A 20,108-nucleotide genomic window follows, 5' to 3' on the forward strand; every position below is an offset into this window, starting at 1 on the left:
AAAGTCTGATGAACACATGGAGCAGATAGCGTTCCAGGAAACAGAATATTTCAAGGCGAAATCTAAGGAACGCTACAAAATTGAAGCCAAAAACAGCGAACTCAAACATGGACACGGGTATGATGTAGCCACATCCTCGGGTCTGCTTGGCATGCAATTACAAGGCGCGATGGCGATATTTGCTGTAAATCTCAAGCGAATATTGAAGCTAGTGGACTGAGGTTACTAGAAAACACAGCTAAGCTAGACCCACAAAAAGAAGACATTCGTCCCGAAAAGCGGTACGAATGTCTTCTTTTCTTTTATCTAAATAGCATCTGAAGAAAATGGCTAGTTCTTCAGTGGCCTCAACGTTTTCGGCCTCTTTTCCCTATTCCTAACTTGCCTTATATTCCTCTACACAATTGGTGTCTTCAGCGGCGTGCCGGGCTTACGTGGGTAAGCCTTCGGTGTTGGCCCCTTCTTCGACATCACTATAATGTGACGCTCGGACTGCTCCACCGGAAGCTTCAATGCATGGTCAGCTGTAAATGTGGCCTGCAGCACTTGTAGGCTTCGCTTCGCCTCCACAATCTCTTCCTGTGGATCTGTCCCCTTCATCGCTGCGAATGTGCCGCCTGGACGCACGAACGGCAGGCAGAACTCATTCAGCACGTTCAATCTGGCAACAGCACGTGCTGTCACAAGATCATACTGATCGCGGTGCTCCGGCTTGCGAGCAACCTCCTCAGCACGCCCATGAATACAGCTAACCCCCGTCAATCCAAGCTCCTGCACCAGATGATTCAGAAATACAATTCGCTTATTAAGGGAATCAACAATCGTCAACTGAAAATGCGGGAACATAATCGCCAGTGGAATCCCTGGGAATCCTGCCCCTGAACCGATATCAGCCATACGCTTGACTTCCTTCATATTGACATGGAAGCCTAGTGTCAGTGAATCGTAGAAGTGCTTCTCGTATACGAGCTCACGCTCGGTGATGCCGGTCAAGTTCATCCGCTCATTCCAATCCACCAACACCCGATAATACGTCTCTAATTGATTCCACTGTGTATCTGTAATCGGTGGCCATCCATGTCCGGATAGCCAGCCTTGGAACTGTTCTTGCAATGCATCCATCACTGGCAATCTCCTCTTCTGCAGTTAATGTCCCCAACCTGCATACTTGGCACTGCCCGCTCACCCGAATTACGACTGAGCGTGCTTCTCGGCTGTTACGCGGTTGTAATGCTCCAAATATACAAGCAGGATTGAAATATCTGCAGGAGTTACACCAGAAATACGCGATGCTTGCCCGATCGACAACGGGCGAATCTTCGCTAGCTTCTGCTTCGCTTCCGACGCAATGCCATGAACCGCACTATAATCGATATCCTGCGGGATCAGCTTCTTCTCCATCTTCGCCAGACGCTCTACTTGTAGCAGCTGCTTCTCAATATATCCTGCATACTTAATCTGAATCTCAACCTGTTCCTTCATTTCTTCATCCAACTCAAGCGGCGACGGGAATAACTTTTCCACATGTGCATAAGATATTTCTGGACGTCGCAGCAAGGTAACGGCGTCACAACCGTTCGTCAGTGGAGCAGAACCCGCTTCTGCTAGCATTGCCTGCACGGCTTCATCCGGTTTCACCTTTGTTGCCTTCAAGCGCTCCAGCTCTTGACCGACCAAGTCAAGTTTGTGCTGGAATGAAGCGTACCGCTCATCGGTAATAAGACCAATCTCATGCCCGATATCCGTCAAGCGCATATCCGCATTATCATGGCGAAGCAGCAGTCTATATTCCGCTCGGGACGTAAGCAGACGATACGGCTCATTCGTCCCCTTCGTTACGAGATCATCAATCAACACGCCAATGTAAGCTTGCGAGCGATTCAGGATGACAGCAGGCTTGCCCTGCACCTTGCGTGCAGCATTGATGCCGGCCATAACCCCCTGCGCAGCAGCTTCTTCATAACCCGATGTTCCGTTAATTTGTCCAGCTGTGAATAAGCCATCTACCTGTTTTGTCTCCAGCGTTGGCCACAGCTGTGTCGGCACGACTGCATCATACTCAATCGCATATCCAGTTCGCATCATTTCCGCGTTCTCGAGTCCCGGTACAGAGCGCAGGATTTGCAACTGAACATCTTCAGGCATACTCGTGGACAGTCCTTGTACATAATACTCAGCTGTATCCTTGCCTTCCGGCTCCAGGAAGATTTGATGCTTCGGTTTATCCGCAAAGCGAACGATCTTATCTTCAATGGACGGGCAATAACGAGGACCTGTACCTTCAATGACACCAGAGAACATCGGTGCACGATGCAAGTTATCATTGATAATGCGATGCGTATTCTCCGACGTATACGTTAGCCAGCAAGGAAGCTGCTCATTATCGGAAGACTTCGTTTCATAAGAGAAGAACTTCGGATGATCGTCTCCAGGCTGGATTTCTGTTTTGGAAAAGTCGATTGTCCCTCCATTCACCCGCGGAGGAGTACCTGTCTTGAAGCGAACGAGATCAAATCCGAGATTGCGCAAGCATTCGGACAGCTTCAAAGACGGTTGTTGGTTGTTCGGGCCGCTCTCATACATCAATTCACCGATAATGATTTTGCCTCGCAAGTACGTACCTGTCGTTAAGACAACCGTTTTCGAGCGGAAGATAGCACCTGATTTAGTGATGGCACCTACACATTTACCGTCTTCCACGATCAATTCCTCGACCATGCCTTGACGCAGCGTCAAGTTCGGCGTTGTTTCTACTGTTTCCTTCATTTTTGCCTGATACAATACCTTGTCGGCCTGAGCACGCAGCGCGTGGACTGCTGGCCCTTTCCCTGTATTGAGCATCCGCATTTGGATGAAGGTTTTATCGATATTGCGGCCCATTTCTCCGCCTAATGCATCGATTTCGCGTACAACATGGCCCTTAGCTGGGCCGCCAATCGAAGGGTTGCACGGCATGAAAGCAACCATATCTAAGTTAATCGTCAACAGCAACGTATTGCAGCCCATCCGTGCAGAAGCAAGTGCCGCTTCACAGCCCGCATGGCCCGCTCCGATAACTATTACATCATATTGTCCCGCCTCAAATGGCATGGGGCTCCCTCCTTTAACAACTTTCTCTATAAATAAACAGCACTCACGGCAGCAAGACCTTTCACCGTGATCACAACTCTCTATTTTCCAAGACAGAACTGGGAGAAGATCTGGTCAATCAGCGAATCGCCTACAGAGTCTCCAATGATTTCGCCGAGCAGCTCCCAAGCGGTGCGCACGTCGATTTGAATCATATCAATTGGTATTCCCTGCTGTGATGCCTCCACAGCGTCTTCTAGTGCCCGCAGCGTCTTCTTGAGCAGCGCAATATGCCGTACGTTGCTGACATACGTCATATCCCCCGCTTCAATTCCACCGCTGAAGAACAACTCGGAGATCACCTTCTCCAGCGCGTCCACGCCTTCCTGCTCTTTCGCGGACATACGCACGATTTGGCTCTCGCCAAATGCTTCCTTCAACGGAGTATCATCCAACACCGTAGGCAGATCCATTTTATTCACAATGACAATCACTTGTCTACCCGTAATTTGCTCCATCCATTCCCGTTCATCCGGATGAAGCTCATCATTGTTACTCACAACGAAAAGAATAAGGTCTGCTTCTTGGAGTGCACTGCGTGAACGCTCTACCCCAATTCGTTCCACCACATCCGTCGTCTCCCGAATGCCAGCCGTATCCAAGAGACGCAGCGGAATCCCGTTAATGGTTACGAATTGCTCGACCACATCGCGAGTTGTTCCCGGAATATCGGTGACAATCGCTTTATTATCTTGGGCAAGCGTATTGAGCAGCGATGATTTGCCGACATTTGGTCGCCCAATAATCGCAGTGACAATACCCTCCCTCAATATTTTCCCCTCAGATGCGGTCTTCAATAGCCGCGTCACTTCTTCCATGACTTGCCCGCATTTATCTTGAATAAAGTTGCTCGTCAGCTCTTCAACATCATGCTCTGGATAGTCGATATTCACTTCGATATGAGCAAGTGTCTCAATGAGTGTATGACGGAGCGACTTAATTCGCGTAGACAGTTGACCTTGTGCCTGCTTCATAGCGATGCTGAAGGCACGATCCGACTTCGAGCGAATGAGATCAATAACTGCCTCCGCTTGTGACAAATCAATTCTGCCATTGAGGAATGCACGCTTTGTGAACTCTCCCGGCTCCGCCAGACGAATTCCCTGCTGAAGCAGAATATCCATCACCTTCCGTACCGAAATAATTCCGCCATGCGTATTGATTTCGACAACATCCTCCGTTGTGAATGAACGAGGGCCTCGCATCACACTTACGAGCACCTCTTCTACTCGCTCCCCTGACTGTGGATCAACAATATGTCCATAATGTATCGTATGACTGTCCGCCTCTGTTAGCTTCGTTTTTGAACGGAATATGCGATCCACTTCAGCGAAAGATCCTTCTCCGCTTACTCGGATAATCGCTATACCGCCTTCGCCAAGCGGTGTAGATACCGCTGCGATTGGTTCGTAATTCATCCTAATAATGACCTCCGCACATATAGGGTACATTTATATTATCTCATTTTACGTCAAACGCCTAATCATGAAATCCCGTTCAATGAGTCAAATAACGAAAAAATGCAATGAGAGCACCCTGAACCAGGCGCAATCATTGCATTTTCTATCTGTCTATGCGTTCTGAATAGAGGTTATTCATAAGTGCAGCCATGCCTATTTAATCATAATGACTACGCGTCGATTAGGCTCCTCGCCTTTACTGCAAGTTTTTACCTTCGGATGATCCTGCAGCTTCGCATGAATAATCTTGCGATCCTGCGCCGTCATCGGCTCCAGTACAACCTCTTGCCGGGAACGAATCACTTTGTTCGCGAGCCGCTCAGACAACGATTCGAGCGTTTTCTTACGCCGTTCGCGGAACTGCTCTGCATCAAGAATAATACGGAGATGATGCTTGGAATAACGATTGGCTACCAGGTTCGCCAAGTATTGAAGCGAATCAAGCGTTTGACCGCGGCGCCCAATAATAAGACCCAAGTCCGAGCCGCTAATATCAAGCGTTACCGTGTCCTTCCTCTTATGTACTCCAACTTCCACATCAAGCCCCATCGAGCGGGCAACGTCCATAATGAATTGCTTCGCTTCTTCAATCGGATCAATATCGTCTGTAGAATCAGCATCCATCTCCTGATCTCTATCCTTCGATACTGCTGCTGCCTGCATGCCGGCCACAGCAGATGCTGTCTGAACTGGCTTCGATGACGATGATTGTGTTGTAGGTTCAGAGAGCGGGACATCCTTGTCCGGCAGAAGAGTCAACTCGACCTTCGCTGGACGAACGCCGATAAGTCCAAACAGCCCGCGTGATGGCTTTTCCAGCACGCGAACAGATACGCGATCCTCGGTTACGTTCATTCGTTCCAAACCGTTCTTTATTGCATCTTCGATCGTCTTTCCCGATACAACGAGCGTATTCATTTCGCCGGACGAACCTCCTTATCCTTATCGCGATAAAGGAAATAGTTCTGAACAATAGTAAAGACGTTGCTGTATACCCAGTACAACGGAAGTGCCGCTGGGAAGTTGATCGACATGACGAAGATCAACACTGGGAAGATTAGCATCATGAATTGCATAGGGCCTTGCATTGGGTTTTGACTTGCCATCATCTTCGACTGCACGAATGTCGTCAATGCAGCAACGACCGGCAATACATAAAACGGATCCGCCTCACCCAGTTTGAGCCACAAGAATGTATGCTCACGAATGGCAGAGTTCATGTAGATCGAATTATACAAAGCGATAAAAACTGGCATTTGAATGAAGATTGGCAAGCATCCCGCCAGCGGATTTACGTTGTGCTGTTGGAACAGCTTCATCGTTTCTTCCTGCTGCTTTTGCGGATTATCCTTATGTTTCTTCTTTATTTCAGCGAGCTGAGGTTGCAGCTTCTGCATTTCCTTCGAGCTGCGCATTTGCTTAACTGTAAGCGGCAAGATACACAGACGAACAATAACGGTTAGCAGCAAGATGGCGAATCCATACTCCCCGCTGAACCAGCCTGCGAATGTATCAAGTGCTAGTGAAAAATAATAGACCACGTTACGCTCCCAGAAGTTACCCTGCAGCAAATCCTCCGTCTTCAGCGTAGTGGTCGTGGACGTACATCCCGACAATACAACGATCAACAGCACAGAAACCGCTACCAAGAGCCATTTGCGGTTCGAGAACAACTTGTTCAGCGACAATAGCATAACCCCTCTCTTAACCTTCCGATTCCAACAGTAAATATATCACATTTCCCCTGTTAAAGGAAACGATTCAACAGGTGTATCGTGCGATCTTGCTGACAAATTACATTCATTTATATATAGAAGCTTTTCGCATGACATGATGGACGCTCTTGGCAAGCTTGTCATAGTCCATTTCCGTCGCGCCTTTACGCACAATGAACACCAAATCGACATGATCCATAATGCGATCTGCCTGAAGTCTGACAATTTCCTTGATCATGCGGCGCATTCGATTGCGCACAACCGCATTGCCAATCTTTTTGCTCGCCGATATCCCAACGCGGAACCGTTCAACCTTCGGCTGGGCATAAACATACAGTACAAGCTGATGATTGGCAAAGGAACGACCATTGCGATAAACACGAGTAAAATCTGCGCGATCCTGCAGCCGATACTCTTTTTGCATCGGATCTTTCTCCTATCTCTCCGGATGAACTCCGCTCGTCCCTACTCTAAAATGCTTGATTGGTATGATCAAAGTATGGGCACCTGCGTAACGGAATAAACATTTCTTCTACTACATTTTATGTGACGCCTTTATGACGAAAAACGTATGATTTTCGAGTAAAAAGAAAAAAAGACCACCGAGGTGGTCTTGTATTCACGCGATCTTATGCGCTCAATACTTTTCTGCCTTTTAGGCGACGAGCAGCCAACACCTTACGGCCGTTTTTCGTGCTCATTCTTTTACGGAAACCGTGAACTTTCTTACGTTTGCTCACGTTAGGTTTAAATGTCGGTTTCAACGTATTGCACCTCCTCGAACGAGATATGTCATGATGAACCATTCATTGCTACGTTTATCTGTCTGCGCAAAATTCCTTTTTACATTTAACCAGAATACGCGGGAAAAGTCAATCCTCACCGTTTCTCCTATCATCTCTTTTCGATTCCGAATTCACATCATAATGAAAAATAACATTCTTATTATGTATAGAAAAGATTATCCACACTTCGAACTTCGATCATGCTCGACACATTTTGTTATACACATGTGCAAAACTAAAAAATATCGACAATTCCGTCCCCTTGCCTGTGTATAAAAAATAGCGGACCTTTGTCTGGTCATGTCGAAAAGAAACAAGTTATGAACAATATCTAGTGGTGTAGATAACATTTATGCACAAGTTATTGAATTTGTGGATAAAATAAGCCCGATTATTGAAATATAAGGCCCCATCTGCTATGATTATATTGCTTTTCGGTTGTGAATAGCGATTGTGGATATTTACTTATCAACAGTCTGTGGATAAGGTTGTGAACAATTTATACTCACATGTTTAGAACTTGTTCGACATGATCTGCATATTGTGGATAAATAGTTGTAAGAAACGGTATACTTCGACAGCAACATGTCTGATGTTTCGTGGAAAACGCGAGAAATTTTCTCTGGAGCACAAGCATATCGACATGTAAGCATAGACCCCGACAATACGCTCTTTTCGAGGACAGGCTAGTTCATGATGATTTTACGTCTTGTGAACCTTCTTCCTCATTAAGAGGGCTTTCTGCGCCTTGCGGAGCCTTTTTGCGTCTTGTCGGGGCAATTGTCCTTTTTTCAGGCGTAATTGCCGGTAAGCGCGTCATATGAAGACGCAGCAGGCTTGAAGGAGTGAAACAATCTGTGGAGCGCCAAGCAAATGAACATTGGCAGGAAATATTGTCCGTCATCCAGACGAAGCTAAGCAAACCTAGCTTTGATACCTGGTTCAAGGCCACGAAAGCTGTAAAGTTTACAGACTCACAGCTGCTCATTACTGCACCGAATACATTTTCGGTGGAATGGCTTGAGAGCCGGTATACGAAGCTTGTCAGCTCAACAGTGATGGAAGAAACGGGCAAGCAAGTGGACGTCAAGTTCATTATTGAGGAAGCAGCTCAAGCGGAAGCAGAAGTCGTACAGCCACAGGCTTCACCGGCTCGAGTCGCTGTCTATGATGAACCGGCTTCCAATATGCTTAACCCAAAATACACGTTCGATACATTCGTCATTGGCTCGAACAATCGCTTCGCGCATGCTGCATCGCTCGCCGTCGCTGAAGCGCCGGCTAAAGCTTATAACCCGCTCTTTTTATACGGAGGAGTAGGTCTCGGCAAAACGCATCTCATGCATGCGATCGGTCATTATATTTTGGAGCATAATCCCGCAAGCCGCGTCGTCTATACGACGTCGGAGAAATTTATGAATGAATTCATTAATGCCATTCGGGATAACCGCGGAGAAAGCTTCCGCAACAAATACCGCAATATTGACATTTTGCTTATTGACGACATTCAGTTCTTGGCAGGGAAGGAACAGACCCAGGAGGAGTTCTTCCATACATTCAATGCACTGCATAACGAGAACAAGCACATCGTCCTCTCCAGCGATCGCCCTCCTAAGGAGATCGAAACATTAGAGGAACGGCTGCGTTCTCGCTTCGAATGGGGTCTTATTACGGATATTCAGCCGCCGGATCTCGAGACGCGAATTGCGATTCTGCGCAAGAAGGCTAAGGCCGAGAACTTGGATATACCGAATGAAGCCATGGTGTACATCGCCAACCAGATCAATACGAACATTCGTGAGTTGGAAGGTGCGCTTACGCGCGTTGTCGCATTTTCCACGATGACAAATCAGGATATCACGACTCACTTGGCTGCAGAGGCACTCAAGGATCTCATCCCGTCCAGCCGTCCGAAGATGATTACGATCCAGGACATTCAGCATAAGGTCGGGGAGTTCTATGGACTTAAGATGGAGGATTTCAAGGCACGCAAGAGAACGAAAGCCGTCGCTTTTCCCCGTCAAATTGCCATGTATTTATCGCGGGAGCTCACTGATTATTCCTTGCCGAAAATTGGTGAAGCCTTTGGCGGACGAGATCATACAACCGTCATTCATGCCCACGAGAAAATCACCCAAAATCTGCAGCAAGATCAGGAACTTTATAAGGTTGTACAGAACCTGATCGACAAAATTAAAAATCCAACGCTGTGAACAACATAACAAGCCTATACACAATCTATACACATGTGGATAGGCTTTACTTTATGCCTGTTCAAGAGGGTTATCCACATATTCAGTGCCCCTACTATTACTACTATTATTAAAAAAGATTATATAGATCATCATAAGAAGAGCACATATTCGGCATATCTCGACTCAGAGCAACCGGATATAACAAGATTCGTAACAGATAGCAACAGTAGAATGAACGCAAATTGGCGTTAGGGAGTGAACGTATGAAACTTTCGATATTGAAAAATGAACTAAATGAAGCGATACAGAACGTATCTAAAGCGATTTCCAGCAGAACGACGATCCCCATTTTAAGCGGGATTAAGGTTGACGTTACGTTCCAAGGGGTTACCCTTACTGCTAGTGATACGGATATCTCTATTCAAACCTTTATTCCAGTTGAGGATGATCGCCAGACGATTGTTCAAGTAGAACGTCCGGGTAGCGTTGTTTTGCCGGCTAAGTTTTTCGTAGAAATCATTAAGAAATTGCCTTCCCAAGATGTAGAGATCGAAGTGAAGGAGCAATTCCAGACATTCCTTCGTTCTGGTACAACAGATATCCAGATGGTCGGACTTGATCCAGAAGAGTATCCTGTTCTGCCTAGCATCGAAGAAAACCAAGTGATTACAGTCAATGGCGATTTGCTGAGAACTATGATTAAGCAAACCGCATTCGCTATTTCTTCTAACGAAACAACGCCAATTTTGACGGGTGTATTGTGGAATCTGAGCGAAGGTAATTTGAAATTCGTATCCACAGACCGTCACCGCTTGGCAAGCCGTACAGCTGATATCCAAGCAGACCCAGAGATTCGTTTTACGAATGTTGTCATTTCCGGTAAGACGCTGAATGAATTGAGCAAAATCATCCCTGATCAGAACACAATGGTGGATATTGTCGTTGCCGACAACCAAGTGTTGTTCAAAATCGATCGAGTTCTATTCTATTCGCGTATTTTGGATGGGACGTATCCAGATACTTCTAAAATTATTCCGCAAAACTACAAAACAGAACTTATTTTGGACACAAAAAAGCTCATCGATGCAATTGACCGTGCTTATTTGCTGTCCCGTGAAGATAAAACGAACATTGTCCGTCTGCAGACGAAGGAAGATGGTACGATAGAAATTTCCTCCAGCTCATCTGAGCTAGGCCGTGTTACAGAGCAATTGGATGTGAAGGAATTCAAAGGGGATCCGCTTCGGATTGCTTTCAACTCGAAATATATGCTGGATGTGTTGAAGGTTGTCGAATGTGAAAACATCTTCATTGGATTTACAGGGGCAATGAGCCCAATCATCATTAAGCCGACTGAACACGTCAGCAGCTTGCATCTCATTTTGCCATACCGCACCACAAATTAAGATAGGGTTGGTGCATCTGCATCACAAGGAGGATACGACATGAATGACATCCAAATTCGAACGGAATTCATTACGCTAGGGCAGTTTCTGAAGTTGGCTAATTGCGCTTCAACAGGCGGTCACGCCAAAATTATGCTGGCAGAGAACATGGTGAAAGTAAACGGTGAAGATGAAGCGCGGCGCGGCCGGAAGCTGTATCCGGGCAACGTTGTCTCAGTAGATGGATGCGGTGAGTTCCTCATCGTTTCATCTCAGGAGGCTTAATCGAGTGTTCGTCAAATCGATCGCTCTGCAAAATTATCGCAATTATGGCGCGCTCGAATTGAATACAGACAATCGAGTTAATATTTTTGTCGGCAATAATGCGCAGGGGAAGACCAATTTGCTCGAATCCATATTTGTGCTTGCCCTGACGAAATCACATCGGACACCACGAGATAAAGAACTCATCGGATGGGAAGCAGAGCATGCACAGCTTCGAGCATCTGTAGAACGGAAGTACGGAACAGTTCAGCTGGAGCTAAACATTTCTCGGCAGGGGAAAAAGGCAAAGCTGAATGGTTTAGAGCAGCGTAAGCTGAGCGGCTTCATTGGTGCGCTTAATGTTGTCATGTTCGCCCCAGAGGATTTGGAGATCGTAAAGGGATCGCCAGGCATTCGCCGGAGATTTCTGGATATGGAGATTGGCCAAGTTCAGCCAAGCTATCTATACCATCTGCAGCAGTATCAGAAGGTGCTCTTGCAGCGCAACAATCTGCTCAAGCAAATGTGGAGCAGCCCAAGCGGACAAGCGAATACGATGCTCGATATATTCAATGAGCAGCTTGTTACGAATGGTGTTAAAGTTGTAAAGAAAAGGAAACAATATTTAAAGAAACTCCAATCATGGGCGGAGCAAATTCATGCCGGTATCACGAATGGCAAGGAAGCTCTTACCGTTGAATATAGTCCATCGTTTGCGATGCCAGACGAAGATGAAGCTGTCTTATTCGAGCAATTTATGTTAAAGTTAACACAGATGAAAGACCAGGAGGTGCGGCGCGGCATGACACTTGTCGGACCGCACCGGGACGATCTTGCCTTCTACATTAACGGCAAAGAAGTGCAAACCTATGGATCGCAAGGTCAGCAGAGGACGACAGCGCTGTCGTTGAAGCTGGCTGAGATCGAACTGATGCACGAGGAAATAGGAGAATATCCTATCCTACTGCTCGACGATGTTCTGTCTGAGCTTGATTCGATGCGCCAGACGCAGCTGATTGAGACGTTTCAGAGCAAGGTACAAACGTTCATTACGACGACAGGCATTGAAGGCATTAATACGAGCAAGTTGCATGATGCAAATATGTTCCACGTGGAAAATGGGCAAGTCATGCGGTAAGAGGTTGTTCTAAGGGGAGTGAGCGCTATGTATATTCACTTGGGCGGAGAAAGAGTCATTCGTTCCTCGGAACTGGTCGCCATTTTTGATGTATCGATAGAGAAATCATCTAAGCTGTCTAAGCAGTTCGTGGCGAATGCGCACAAAGTGAAAAATGTTGAGGCGATAGGCGAGGAAGAAGCAAAGTCCATCGTCGTGACGAAGGGAAAAGTATTTTACTCTCCGATATCATCTACAACATTGAAGAAGCGTGCGCATCATTTTAACGAGTAAGCGAACATTGCATATGGCCTTGTTGACAGCGTCATCTCTATATTCCACTGCCTAGCAGTTGGGATTGCTTGGGATGATGCTCTTGCAATTACATGCGATTGGCATAATGAACGGTACTGAAATTAGAGAAGTAGGTGAAGGCATGTCTGTGAATCATAACACGTATGATGAGAGCCAGATTCAGGTGTTGGAGGGCTTGGAAGCCGTACGCAAACGGCCGGGGATGTATATCGGTTCAACGAGTGCCAAAGGTCTGCACCATTTGGTATGGGAAGTCGTCGATAACAGTATTGACGAGGCGTTGGCTGGGTATTGCACGAAAATCGAAGTAACCGTACATGAAGACAACAGCATCACGGTCGTGGATAACGGTCGCGGTATTCCAGTCGGGATACAAGAGAAGATGAAGCGCCCGGCTGTTGAAGTTGTTATGACCGTGCTTCATGCGGGCGGTAAATTCGGCGGCGAAGGATACAAAGTATCCGGCGGCTTGCACGGTGTTGGTGTCTCGGTCGTAAATGCCTTGTCTTCGAGCTTAATCGTTACCGTGAAACGAGACGGACATATCCACCAGCAGGAATATCATCGCGGGGTTCCTCAAGCCGATTTGGAGATAATCGGAGACACGGAGGAGACCGGCACAACGATTCGGTTCCAGCCCGATCCTGAAGTGTTTACAGAGACGACGGTATACGAATACGACACACTTTTGTCCCGTATTCGCGAGCTCGCATTTTTGAACAAAGGCATCCAAATGGTGCTTACCGATGAGCGTACTGGACATTCAGAAACATTTAAGTACGACGGCGGTATCAAGGAATTCGTTGAGTACCTGAACCGCAATCGTGAGAAGATGCATGAGCAGCCCATTTACGTGGAAGGCTCCAAAGATAACATTACGTGCGAAATCGCACTCCAATATAACGATAGTTACACCGAGAATATTTACTCTTTTGCCAACAACATTCATACGCACGAAGGTGGTACGCATGAATCTGGTTTTAAGAGTGCCCTTACGCGAATCATTAACGATTATGCTCGGAAGATGAATCTCATGAAGGACAATAACTCCAATTTAAGTGGGGACGATGTTCGCGAGGGTCTGACCGCGATTATTTCCGTGAAGATTCCAGAGCCGCAATTCGAAGGACAGACGAAGACGAAGCTCGGCAACAGTGAAGTACGCAGCATAGTGGAATCCGTATTTTCTGAGAAGTTCATGGAGTTCTTGAACGAGAACCCGATGGTTTCGAAGAAGGTCGTTGAGAAGGGGATGCAGGCATCCCGAGCTCGAGAAGCAGCTCGCCGAGCACGTGAGTTGACGCGCCGCAAGAGTGCGCTTGAAGTGAGCTCCCTTCCAGGTAAGCTGGCGGATTGCTCTTCCAAGGATGCTGCACATTGCGAATTGTTCATTGTCGAAGGTGACTCTGCGGGCGGTTCTGCGAAGCAAGGCCGTGATCGCCATTTCCAGGCGATATTGCCGCTGAAGGGTAAAATCTTGAACGTTGAGAAGTCTCGCTTGGATAAGATCTTATCCAACGCAGAGATTCGTGCGATTATTACGGCGCTTGGCACAGGGATTGGCGAAGACTTTGATCTTGAGAAAGCTCGCTATCACAAAATCGTCATCATGACCGATGCCGACGTCGACGGTGCTCACATTCGAACACTTCTATTGACCTTCTTTTATCGTTACATGCGCAAGCTTATCGAAGCGGGATACGTGTACATTGCACAGCCGCCGCTCTATAAAATTGAGCGCAACAAAATTGTTCGATATGCAGATAGCGACAAGCAGAAGGACGAAATTATCGCGGAATTTGGTGAAGGCGTGAAGATCAATGTTCAGCGTTATAAAGGTCTTGGTGAGATGAATGCAGAGCAGCTGTGGGAGACGACAATGGATCCTGAGAGCCGGAAAATGCTCCAAGTTTCGTTCGATGATGCCAAGATGGCAGATGATGTGTTTGATACGCTAATGGGTGATAACGTTGAACCACGACGTGATTTCATTCAGCGCCATGCCAAGTTCGTTAAAAATCTTGATTTCTAATCGAATCCTACCACTTGGGATCGTGCACTCCATCGCGAAGCACGGAGGTTCGATATAACAATAGAGCCCCAGTTCCACATCAGGACTGGGGCTTTGGTGTGGCAGCGGGCTTCAGTTGATGCAGTAGGTGAGAGGAATCCTTGTTACTTCAATCGTCCATAAGCTTTGGCATTTCGGACGATGCGGCGATAAGCAGCAGGGTTGAATGTGCGGTACACGTAGATAGCGGGCTTCGTATTGACCTCTAAGATCCAAGGGTGCATGCTTTTGTCAATCGCAATATCGAGCCCAAGCTCCTTGAGACCCTTGTGCCCCTTGCTCAGTCGTGCCCCGACGGACAGCCCGATTCGTTCCAACTCGCTGCGGAGCTGCTGAGTGGAGCTTGCATTTAAGTGGGGCTTCAAGAGAGTCCGCAGTGATTCCATTTTTCCTCCGTTGCTGACGTTCGTCACAATCTTGTGAGCAGCCGCCTTTCGACCGAAGATAGACATAACCTCCCACTTGTTGTTCACATTTTTTTGCACGAACACACGGAGATCGAACTTCCTTCCCCGGTGAGACAGCATGTGGACTCCTTGTTGAATCAAGTACTTTCGTTTTCCGATTCTGGTTTTGATTTTGGCCAGGAGAGAGTCTATTTCGGTGAAGGTAACCGTGGAAGTTCCTTCTCTCAACTCGAATGAGTCATTGGCGTGCTGCTTAACACGCATAACGCCTTTGCCATGAGTACCTAGGTCAGGTTTCACATACACCATTTGAAATTGATTCAGCATCTCCTTCAACCGGAGACCACTATAGATGGACGTCTTAGGAATATACGAACGTAGTGAGGAGTCCTGCAAAATTTTCGTCTTTTTCCATTTGCTAAATATACGCCGGCTGGACAAACATCATCACCCTTTTCCAAATCAATCATTTTATTTTTTGAACGGGTAGGGAGCAGAGGGATATGAAGTTGATATCAATGTATGATCAATCGGGCAAATAGAAATAGTACAATCAACTATATGTCGTGTAAAATGTTCGGATTTTGGGCGGTTTCATGGAACGTTTAATTGTATCTCTTTTGTGAAAGTAATATAATATAAATAGTGCAGTTAAGGAATTGATGAGTATGATTTTATCCGCATGATCAAGCTAGAGTAGAAATTATCCCTTGTGAACATGGCGCCTTTTTAGTCCATAATGGTTTGTGTTGCCATGTGGGGAGTTTCGATATGGACTAGATAAAAGATTATTCGTCCGTGGAAATGGTTCGACTCCATTTATGGGGGGGAAGGGCCGTTTTCGCTTGTAGAGAGCAAATATTGCATTTTGCTAGATGATGATGACGCTGTTAAATACGAATTTTAAGGAGGTCCAGCATGGCGGAAGAACAACAACCGCAAATCAGGGATCGCGACATCGGCACGGAGATGCGGGAATCATTCCTGGATTACGCGATGAGTATCATCGTAAGCCGCGCTCTGCCGGACGTGCGTGACGGATTGAAGCCGGTTCACCGACGTATTTTGTATGCGATGTCAGACCTCGGCATGTCACCGGACAAACCGTATAAGAAATCAGCGAGGATCGTTGGTGAAGTTATCGGTAAGTATCACCCGCATGGTGACTCTGCCGTATATGAGACCATGGTGCGTATGGCCCAGGATTTCTCGCTTCGTTACATGCTCGTGGATGGTCACGGGAACTTTGGTTCCATTGACGGAGACTCAGCCGCGGCGATGCGTTATACAGAAGCGCGACTCTCCAAGATTGCCATGGAACTGCTTCGTGATATTAACAAAGAAACGATCGACTTTGCTCCGAACTATGACGGCGAAGAGCAAGAGCCTGTTGTATTGCCGGCTCGCTTCCCGAATTTGCTCGTGAACGGGGTATCCGGTATCGCAGTAGGTATGGCAACGAACATCCCACCGCACAACCTGACGGAAGTCATTGACGGTCTGCAGGCGCTGATTCAGAATCCAGAGTTAACGCCAATGGACTTGATGGAATACATCAAGGGCCCAGACTTCCCAACATCCGGATTGATTATGGGTCGGGAAGGTATTCGCCAAGCGTATGCGACTGGCCGCGGATCTGTTACGATGCGGGCACGTGCGACAATCGAGGACAATAACGGCAAGGCTCGTATCGTTGTTCACGAATTGCCTTATCAAGTCATTAAGGCTCGTCTCGTTGAGAAGATTGCTGAATTGGTACGCGAGAAGCGCATTGACGGCATTACTGACCTTCGTGATGAATCTGACCGCAACGGAATGCGCGTTGTTATCGAACTGCGCCGTGATGTGAACCCGAATGTCGTTCTGAATAACTTATACAAGCATACAGCGATGCAGAGCAACTTCGGCATCAATATGCTGGCGCTTGTGAATCAAGAGCCTCGCGTTCTTAATTTGCGTGAGATGCTCCATTATTATTTGGAGCACCAGATCGAAGTGATTCGTCGCCGTACCGAGTACGATTTGAAGAAAGCCGAGGCACGTGCACATATTCTCGAGGGCCTGCGCATTGCGCTTGATCATATCGACGAGATTATTGCGCTTATCCGCGGCTCGAAGAATGACGAAGAGGCTCGTGAAGGGTTAATCACTCGATTCGGTCTAAGCTTCGACCAAGCACAGGCGATTCTCGATATGCGTCTGCGCCGTCTGACAGGCTTGGAGCGCGAGAAGATCGAAGCTGAATATAACGAATTGCTGATGAAGATCGCGGAATACCGTGAAATCTTGGCGAACGAACATCTTGTGCTGACCATCATCAACGATGAGCTTGAAGAAGTGAAGCAGAAGTATGGGGATGAGCGCCGTACAGAAATCACGATTGGCGAGGATAGCATACTTGATGAGGATCTGATCCCTCAAGAAGATGTTATCATCACCATTTCGCATAGCGGATATATTAAGCGTCTTCCGGTAACGACATATCGTAGCCAGAAGCGTGGAGGCCGTGGTGTAGTTGGTATGGATACGAAGGATAATGATTTCGTAGAGCATTTATTCGTGTCCAACTCTCACCATTACCTGATGTTCTTCACGGACAAGGGTAAGGTTTACCGCATCAAGGCGTATGAGATTCCAGACTTGAGCCGCACGGCGAGAGGGACGCCAATTATCAATTTGATTCAAATTGAACAGGGTGAGTCCATTAGTGCGGTGATTCCAGTTGTGGAATTTGAATCTGACAAGTACCTGTTCTTTGCAACCCGCCAAGGGATCGTGAAGAAGACTCCGCTTGACGATTATGTCAACATTCGCAAAGGCGGCTTGATTGCCATCAACCTTCGTGATGATGATGCGTTGATTGGGGTTCGCCTGACGGACGGCGAGCAGGAGATCATTATGGGTACGAAGATGGGAATGTCGATCCGATTCTCTGAGAACGACGTTCGCTCCATGGGACGTTCGGCTACAGGCGTCAAAGGCATTACGCTTGATAGTGAAGATGTCGTAATTGACATGGATGTAGTCAATAAGGAGAACGATGTGCTTATTGTTACAGCCAAAGGCTACGGCAAACGTACCCCTATGGAAGACTATCGAATTCAGAGCCGTGGCGGTAAAGGGATTAAGACGATCAATGTAACGGACAAGAACGGTGCAGTAGTCGGCTTGAAGGTTGTACAGGATGGAGAGGACTTGATGATTATCACTGCATCAGGAACGATTATTCGTACAAGCATGTCGGGCATTTCCCAAATGGGTCGATACACGCAAGGTGTGAAGCTCATCAATATCCGCGACGACGATTCCGTATCTACGGTTAGCCGCTGCGATAAGACTGAGGATGATCCTGAGGAATCCTCTGAAGAATCGTCTGAAGAAGCAGAACAAAATCCGGGCATGACAGAGAGCGAAGCACCTTCTGCCTCCGAACCGGAATTAGAATAGAATGATGAACGTGAAGATGCAGCAGCAGTGTGAGCATTGACAACAGGTAGGGCGTATTCTTTTATAGAGTGCGCCCTTTTCCTTGATATAAGCAGATACATAACGATAACCGAGTCAAATCCATATGAAGAGGCCAACAGGAGAGTGTAAGAACCTATGGTATTCATCCCCGTCTCGCAAGCTAAGCCAGGAGATCAATTGGAGCAGGACGTGATAACAGGGCTTGGCGGCGTAATTATGAATAAAGGAAGAACGCTCAGTATACGTGATTTGGATGTGCTCGATGCTTTTATGATCAAATCAGTTGCAGTGGCAAGTTCAAATCCTTCGCCGGTTATGGACAGTGCAGGGACACGTGCGGATGCGCCGGATCGCAAAAACTGTGAACCGACCATTCCTCAAGCATCACGCCAGACGAGCCATTTTCAACATGATGCCGGCTTTGTAGAATCATGGCTTCAGATGGTGAACCTACTCAAGAATGTATATAAGACAGCAGGGGCTACCAAGCTTCCTATATTAGAACTGCGCCAGCAAATGGAATGGCTGCTCGGACAGAGCGAACATTACTCTCCAGTCTGCTTCCATCCACAAATTAAAGAAATGCTGCAAGGAAATGAAGAAGACTATGTGTATCATAAATCCGCTGCTGTTGCACTCACGTCATATCTTATCGGACAATGGAGCGGGTATCCTTCCAAAGAAGGGATGCAGATCGCTTTATCTGGGCTGCTGCACGATATTGGGAAGACTAAGGTCGATAGCGATATCTGGTCTAAAAAAGGCACCCTGACGGAAAACGAGAAGATTGAGATGCGCAGACATACCCATTATGGTTATGAGTTGCTTCGAAATGTGCCAGCCATTAATGATGGTGTTAAACTTGCCGCATTGCAGCATCATGAGCGTATCGATGGGAGTGGGTACCCTCTAGGAGTAACGGGGGAGCGAATACACCCGTATGCCAAGATCGTAGCGATCGCTGATATCTTCCATGCGATGACACAGAATCGAATATATAAGAGAGCTTCTTCTCCTTATATTGCACTTGAGAGATTGAAGGAAGAATCATTCGGCCAGCTCGATCCCCAACTTGTACGCATATTCATCCATAAGGTGGCCCAGATGCATCAGAACGCATTTGTTAAACTGAATGATGGACGGGTGGGACGCATCGTATTTACGGAGGATTCCCACATGACTCGTCCGTGGGTGTCGGTAGATGGCAGCATCGTTCAACTTACGCAGGAAAGACAGATATGGATAGAGGAAGTACTCGCCGTACATTGATCCTATTGGGCGGTGCGAGTATAGCAGCAACCCTGTTATGGGCTGGTATCGATAGAGTCTGCTATAAGGCTATATGCAGGTGTTAGAATGGCTCTGCAATTAGCTTTATAGCAGACTTATATTCTTTTTAAAGTTTTTTTAAAAAAGTGCTTGCGTTATTATTGTGGGCGTGATATATTATATGAGTCGCCGCTGAGAGACGCGGTGAACGAAAGCGAAAGAGGCAATAAGCCGAAGCGCTGGATTGAAGATTGTTCTTTGAAAACTGAACAACGAGCAACGTTTGTGAATGAGGTAGCAATACCTCGTCAAAAGATATGAGCAGTTCAAACTTAACTTTAACGGAGAGTTTGATCCTGGCTCAGGACGAACGCTGGCGGCGTGCCTAATACATGCAAGTCGAGCGGACTTGATGGAGTGCTTGCACTCCTGATAGTTAGCGGCGGACGGGTGAGTAACACGTAGGTAACCTGCCCATAAGACTGGGATAACCCACGGAAACGTGAGCTAATACCAGATAGGCATTTT

At 47.0% G+C, this 20,108-nt stretch carries 17 protein-coding genes and 1 rRNA gene; 10 read left to right on the top strand and 8 right to left on the bottom strand.

Annotated elements, in window-relative coordinates:
• On the top strand, positions 1-220 hold a 220-nt coding region (locus BLS15_RS28115; protein WP_175460800.1), incomplete at its 5' end, for a transposase.
• A gap of 176 nt (positions 221-396) precedes the next feature.
• Here the strand turns inward: BLS15_RS28115 and rsmG are convergent.
• From rsmG to rpmH, 7 genes are all read right to left on the bottom strand, one after another.
• A complete protein-coding gene (gene rsmG, locus BLS15_RS28120) occupies positions 397-1,122 on the bottom strand; it encodes a 16S rRNA (guanine(527)-N(7))-methyltransferase RsmG (RefSeq protein WP_021257550.1) in 726 nt (241 codons plus the stop codon).
• 69 nt (positions 1,123-1,191) lie between these two features.
• The gene (mnmG, locus tag BLS15_RS28125) at positions 1,192-3,090 is read right to left on the bottom strand and encodes a tRNA uridine-5-carboxymethylaminomethyl(34) synthesis enzyme MnmG (RefSeq protein ID WP_021257551.1); all 1,899 of its coding nucleotides are present in this window, start codon (positions 3,088-3,090) and stop codon (positions 1,192-1,194) included.
• Between the two features lie 80 nt (positions 3,091-3,170).
• Positions 3,171-4,547 (bottom strand): tRNA uridine-5-carboxymethylaminomethyl(34) synthesis GTPase MnmE, encoded by a 1,377-nt coding sequence (mnmE, locus tag BLS15_RS28130; RefSeq protein ID WP_028533225.1) that lies wholly within the window; start codon positions 4,545-4,547, stop codon positions 3,171-3,173.
• 195 nt (positions 4,548-4,742) lie between these two features.
• Positions 4,743-5,507 carry an RNA-binding cell elongation regulator Jag/EloR gene (gene jag / locus BLS15_RS28135; protein WP_021257553.1) on the bottom strand — a complete coding sequence of 255 codons (765 nt, stop codon included), beginning with the start codon at positions 5,505-5,507 and terminating at the stop codon, positions 4,743-4,745.
• Positions 5,504-6,283 carry a YidC/Oxa1 family membrane protein insertase gene (locus BLS15_RS28140; RefSeq protein ID WP_021257554.1) on the bottom strand — a complete coding sequence of 260 codons (780 nt, stop codon included), beginning with the start codon at positions 6,281-6,283 and terminating at the stop codon, positions 5,504-5,506. The genes jag and BLS15_RS28140 overlap by 4 nt, the downstream gene beginning before the upstream one ends.
• 106 nt (positions 6,284-6,389) lie before the next feature.
• The gene (gene rnpA / locus BLS15_RS28145; RefSeq protein WP_021257555.1) at positions 6,390-6,728 is read right to left on the bottom strand and encodes a ribonuclease P protein component; all 339 of its coding nucleotides are present in this window, start codon (positions 6,726-6,728) and stop codon (positions 6,390-6,392) included.
• 205 nt (positions 6,729-6,933) lie between these two features.
• Positions 6,934-7,068 (bottom strand): 50S ribosomal protein L34, encoded by a 135-nt coding sequence (rpmH, locus tag BLS15_RS28150; protein WP_009223341.1) that lies wholly within the window; start codon positions 7,066-7,068, stop codon positions 6,934-6,936.
• A gap of 878 nt (positions 7,069-7,946) precedes the next feature.
• Between rpmH and dnaA the strand changes: the two genes are divergently transcribed.
• The 6 genes from dnaA to gyrB all read left to right on the top strand — a co-directional run bounded on the left by dnaA (position 7,947) and on the right by gyrB (position 14,397).
• Positions 7,947-9,302, top strand: coding sequence for a chromosomal replication initiator protein DnaA (gene dnaA, locus BLS15_RS28155; RefSeq protein WP_021257556.1), 1,356 nt, complete (start codon positions 7,947-7,949; stop codon positions 9,300-9,302).
• A 245-nt stretch (positions 9,303-9,547) separates the two neighbouring features.
• Positions 9,548-10,690, top strand: coding sequence for a DNA polymerase III subunit beta (dnaN, locus tag BLS15_RS28160; RefSeq protein WP_021257557.1), 1,143 nt, complete (start codon positions 9,548-9,550; stop codon positions 10,688-10,690).
• Positions 10,691-10,729: 39 nt separating this feature from the next.
• The gene (gene yaaA / locus BLS15_RS28165; RefSeq protein ID WP_021257558.1) at positions 10,730-10,954 is read left to right on the top strand and encodes a S4 domain-containing protein YaaA; all 225 of its coding nucleotides are present in this window, start codon (positions 10,730-10,732) and stop codon (positions 10,952-10,954) included.
• A gap of 4 nt (positions 10,955-10,958) precedes the next feature.
• A complete protein-coding gene (recF, locus tag BLS15_RS28170; RefSeq protein WP_021257559.1) occupies positions 10,959-12,071 on the top strand; it encodes a DNA replication/repair protein RecF in 1,113 nt (370 codons plus the stop codon).
• Between the two features lie 27 nt (positions 12,072-12,098).
• A complete protein-coding gene (gene remB, locus BLS15_RS28175) occupies positions 12,099-12,344 on the top strand; it encodes an extracellular matrix regulator RemB (RefSeq protein WP_021257560.1) in 246 nt (81 codons plus the stop codon).
• A 142-nt stretch (positions 12,345-12,486) separates the two neighbouring features.
• Positions 12,487-14,397 carry a DNA topoisomerase (ATP-hydrolyzing) subunit B gene (gene gyrB, locus BLS15_RS28180; protein ID WP_021257561.1) on the top strand — a complete coding sequence of 637 codons (1,911 nt, stop codon included), beginning with the start codon at positions 12,487-12,489 and terminating at the stop codon, positions 14,395-14,397.
• 143 nt (positions 14,398-14,540) lie between these two features.
• Here the strand turns inward: gyrB and BLS15_RS28185 are convergent, their stop codons facing one another.
• Positions 14,541-15,284 carry a YheC/YheD family protein gene (locus BLS15_RS28185; protein ID WP_028533223.1) on the bottom strand — a complete coding sequence of 248 codons (744 nt, stop codon included), beginning with the start codon at positions 15,282-15,284 and terminating at the stop codon, positions 14,541-14,543.
• Positions 15,285-15,761: 477 nt separating this feature from the next.
• Between BLS15_RS28185 and gyrA the strand changes: the two genes are divergently transcribed.
• The 3 genes from gyrA to BLS15_RS28200 all read left to right on the top strand — a co-directional run.
• Entirely contained in the window at positions 15,762-18,290 is a 2,529-nt protein-coding gene (gene gyrA / locus BLS15_RS28190; RefSeq protein WP_021257563.1) for a DNA gyrase subunit A, read from the top strand.
• A gap of 156 nt (positions 18,291-18,446) precedes the next feature.
• On the top strand, positions 18,447-19,580 hold the full coding sequence (locus BLS15_RS28195) for an HD-GYP domain-containing protein (protein ID WP_021257564.1): 1,134 nt from the start codon (positions 18,447-18,449) through the stop codon (positions 19,578-19,580).
• Positions 19,581-19,918: 338 nt separating this feature from the next.
• A 16S ribosomal RNA gene (locus BLS15_RS28200) occupies positions 19,919-20,108 on the top strand; the annotation flags it as partial.

Origin of the sequence: Paenibacillus sp. cl6col (assembly GCF_900102125.1) — a bacterium.
Classification (GTDB): domain Bacteria; phylum Bacillota; class Bacilli; order Paenibacillales; family Paenibacillaceae; genus Paenibacillus_B; species Paenibacillus_B suaedae.